The 3626-nt window shown below is 60.6% G+C and carries 4 protein-coding genes and 1 tRNA gene; all 5 read left to right on the top strand.

Going from position 1 to position 3626, the window contains the following annotated elements; translation table 11 throughout:
* The first annotated feature begins 1 nt into the window (after position 1).
* Positions 2-77 (top strand) — tRNA-Glu (locus tag AC1Q6I_RS34650).
* 218 nt (positions 78-295) lie between these two features.
* Entirely contained in the window at positions 296-835 is a 540-nt protein-coding gene (locus AC1Q6I_RS34655) for a TetR/AcrR family transcriptional regulator (RefSeq protein WP_069076640.1), read from the top strand.
* Positions 836-850: 15 nt separating this feature from the next.
* Positions 851-1684 (top strand): alpha/beta hydrolase, encoded by an 834-nt coding sequence (locus AC1Q6I_RS34660; protein WP_024076517.1) that lies wholly within the window; start codon positions 851-853, stop codon positions 1682-1684.
* A gap of 38 nt (positions 1685-1722) precedes the next feature.
* Positions 1723-2157: an acyl-CoA thioesterase gene (locus AC1Q6I_RS34665; protein ID WP_024076516.1), complete on the top strand. Its 435-nt coding sequence runs from the start codon at positions 1723-1725 to the stop codon at positions 2155-2157.
* 55 nt (positions 2158-2212) lie between these two features.
* Entirely contained in the window at positions 2213-3181 is a 969-nt protein-coding gene (locus AC1Q6I_RS34670) for a tRNA dihydrouridine synthase (protein ID WP_024076515.1), read from the top strand.
* Positions 3182-3626 lie beyond the last annotated feature (445 nt).

Here is a 3626-nt window from a genome sequence, read left to right on the forward strand (position 1 = left end):
TGTCCCCTTCGTCTAGTGGCCTAGGACACCGCCCTTTCACGGCGGTAACAGGGGTTCGAGTCCCCTAGGGGACGCCACGATTACCCGCTCTGCGGGATTTTTAAGGGTCATTCAATTATTGAATGGCCCTTTTGTTTGTCTGGCGTTTGGGTTTCTGCCCTCTGGCCTGTTCTATTTGCCCTGACTCTTATTCCAACGTTTTGCAGGCGGCCGGTTCGGACGGGCGGTCATGCTTCTCGCTTGCGAAATATTATTATGGTAATAATATTCAACCCATGAACGACGGAGGCACACGATGAGCGATAAAAAAGCGCAAACCCGCGAACGCATTCTGCAGGCTGCCAGTGCCGCGTTGGTCCAGCGTGGCCCGGCCGAGCCGAGCGTGGGGGAAGTCATGGGCGCGGCGGGGCTGACGGTGGGTGGGTTTTACGCGCATTTTGAAAGCAAGGATGCGCTGATGCTGGAGGCCTTCAGTCAACTGCTGGCCCAGCGTCGAGCTTCGATCGACGACATGGACGAGCAACTGACCGGTGAAGAGCGTCGTGCGCTGGTGGCCGCGTTCTACCTGTCGCGCAAACACCGCGACTCGACGGCCAAAGCCTGCCCCATCCCGGCGACGGTGGGCGAGATGAGCCGCCTGCCGGACGAATTTCGCCAGGTGCTCAATGAGCATGTGGAGTTGATGGCCGCACAGTTGGCCGCCAGCCCGGAAGATACCGACAAAGCCTTGGCAGACATGGCCTTGATGATTGGTGGCCTGGCCCTGGCTCGTGCGCTTGGGCCGGGTGAATTGTCGGATCGTGTATTGCGTGCTGCCAAGTCGGCAGTGCGCTGAAAAGGGGGTTGCATAATGGGCGCATTCACATGGATTCGTAGCGTCAACGGCACCTTGGGGCGCCTGGCGCCGCACACGGTGGCCAGTAAAATGCGTCGGGTCTTCATGACCCCGCGAGACCTGCCGCCGCGTGATTGGGAATTGCCGCTGCTGGCCCAGTCGGAGCGCATCACCTTGCGTTTCGGCCTGTCGGCGCTGCGTTGGGGCCAAGGGCCGGCGGTGTTGCTGATGCACGGTTGGGAAGGGCGGCCGACGCAATTCGCCAGCTTGATCACGGCGTTGGTGGGCAACGGCTATTCGGTGATTGCCCTCGATGGCCCGGCCCATGGTCGTTCGCCGGGGCGTGAGGCCCATGTGCTGTTGTTCGCCCGCGCCATGCTGGAGGCGGCGGCCGAGTTGCCGCCCTTGCACGCGGTGGTTGGCCATTCCATGGGCGGCGCCAGTGCGATGCTGGCGGTGCAGTTGGGGTTGCGCACTGAAGCGCTGGTGAGCATTGCGGCGCCGTCGCGCTTCCTGGATGTGCTGCGCGGCTTTGCCGGAATGGTCGGTTTGCCGTCGCGGGCCCGCTCGGCGTTTATCCAGGAAGTGGAACTGACGTTCGGCATGCCGCTCAAGCACTTGGATGTCGCCCACTACCAGATGAATATCCCTGGCCTGATCGTTCACGCCGAAGACGATACCTTCGTTCCGGTCAACGCCTCGCAAGCTATCCATGACGCCTGGTTCGACAGCCGCCTGCTGCGCCTGGAACACGGCGGGCACCAGAAAGTTCTGGCTGACCCGCGTGTGATCGAAGGCGTGCTGGATCTGTTGGCAGGCCGTCGTTTACAGGAGCGCCAGACCGCCTGATACACTGCCGTGCCGACATCAATCGACTGGAGCAAGGCATGGGCTGGGATTTGGCAACGCCGTTTATCATCGACCTGCAGGTAGCCCCTGAGGACATTGACGGCCTGGGGCACGCCAACAACGCGGTGTACGTCGCCTGGCTGGAACGCTGCGCCTGGCGCCACTCCCAGCGCCTGGGGCTGGACCTGACCGAGTATCGTCGCCTGGACCGTGCCATGGCCGTGGTGCGCCATGAGATCGATTACCTGGCGGCCGGCTATGAGGGCGACGAGCTGCAACTGGCGACCTGGATCGTCGATTGGGACCAGCGCCTGAAAATGACCCGGCGCTTCCAGCTCGTCCGGCCCCGTGACGGCGCGACCTTGCTGCGCGCGCAAACCACCTTCGTCTGCATTGAACTGTCCACGGGCAAGCCCAAGCGTATGCCGACAGAGTTTCTCGACGGTTATGGCCCCGCCCTGACAGGGGGTTAACGGTTGCGCTGGGAAACCCAGTAAACTGCGCCACGATTTTTGTTGAGTGTTTTCCATGCAAATTGCCTTGGCGCCCATGGAGGGGTTGGTCGACAACATCCTGCGGGACGTGTTGACCCGCGTGGGCGGTATCGACTGGTGCGTGACCGAATTCATCCGCGTCAACGACCGCCTGCTCACCCCCGCCTATTTCCATAAGCTCGCTCCGGAACTGCTGCAAGGCGCCCATACGGCTGCCGGTGTGCCGTTGCGTGTGCAATTGCTTGGCTCCGACCCGGTGTGCCTGGCCGAAAACGCAGCCCTGGCCTGCGAGCTCGGTTCGCAAGTGATCGACCTGAACTTCGGCTGTCCGGCCAAGACCGTCAATAAGTCGCGCGGCGGTGCGGTGCTGCTCAAGGAGCCGGAGTTGCTCAATCAGATCGTCGAGCACGTACGCCGAGCAGTTCCTGCTCATATCCCGGTGACCGCCAAGATGCGTCTGGGCTTCGACAGCCCGGACGGCGCGTTGGTGTGCGCCACTGCCCTGGCCGAAGGTGGCGCGGCGCATATCGTGGTGCATGCGCGCACCAAGACCGATGGCTACAAGCCCCCGGCCCATTGGGAGTGGATCCCGCGGGTGCAGGACGTGGTCAAGGTGCCGGTGTTCGCCAACGGGGATATCTGGAGCGTCGAAGACTGGAAGCGTTGCCGCGAAGTCAGCGGCGCTGAAGACATCATGCTCGGTCGTGGCCTGGTAGCGCGCCCTGACCTGGCTCGGCAGATTGCCGCGGCGCGGGCGGGCGAAGACGTGGTGGAAATGACTTGGGCGCAGTTGCAGCCCTTGCTTCAGGACTTCTGGGTCCAGTCGGTCGCCCAGTTGACCGAACGCCAGGCGCCGGGCCGTTTGAAGCAGTGGCTGGCGATGCTGACGCGTAATTACCCCGAAGCTGTCGAGCTGTTTACGGCCCTGCGCCGCGAGACCGGGTTGGAGCAGGTGAGTCGCCTGCTGAATATGCCCCATCCTGAGTCATGCAGTAACGCTTGAGTGTTTGTTGAGGACCGCTGGGGCCACGCGTCAGCGTTTATTGTATTTCAACGTAAATGCTCCGTACCGAAAAGTACGGGGCATTTTGTGTTTGTGGGCGGTAGGGATTCACTCGGTACCCCCAGCGGTAGTGGGGTATTTGGGTGAGGGAGAGGGTGTTTCAATATTAGGCGGTAACATTGAGTAAAGTGCACGGTATTCCAGATTCAAAATAAAATGGCATGTAAGGTTTTTTGTGTTTTTCATTTTTTTAATGTGAATGAATGATTGGGTTGCTTGATGTTATTCCCGTGGGCGCGGAATAACACAATAGACGGTGTTGTGGTCTCTGGAATTATGTCGGTGATTGACGTGTTGCGCGGTTTATTGGCTCTTCGCATTTAAGGGTGTAGCTGATTTCTAAACCCTCCTGACTTCAGCAAGCACCTGGCTATGTAATTGGTTA

This window comes from Pseudomonas sp. MPR-R2A5 (genome assembly GCF_058793055.1).

Bases quoted from the DNA above. Each gene is read 5' to 3' on its own strand.
- AC1Q6I_RS34655 (WP_069076640.1), top strand. From the start codon at position 296: ATGAGCGATAAAAAAGCGCAAACCCGCGAACGCATTCTGCAGGCTGCC.
- AC1Q6I_RS34660 (WP_024076517.1), top strand. From the start codon at position 851: ATGGGCGCATTCACATGGATTCGTAGCGTCAACGGCACCTTGGGGCGC.
- AC1Q6I_RS34665 (WP_024076516.1), top strand. From the start codon at position 1,723: ATGGGCTGGGATTTGGCAACGCCGTTTATCATCGACCTGCAGGTAGCC.
- AC1Q6I_RS34670 (WP_024076515.1), top strand. From the start codon at position 2,213: ATGCAAATTGCCTTGGCGCCCATGGAGGGGTTGGTCGACAACATCCTG.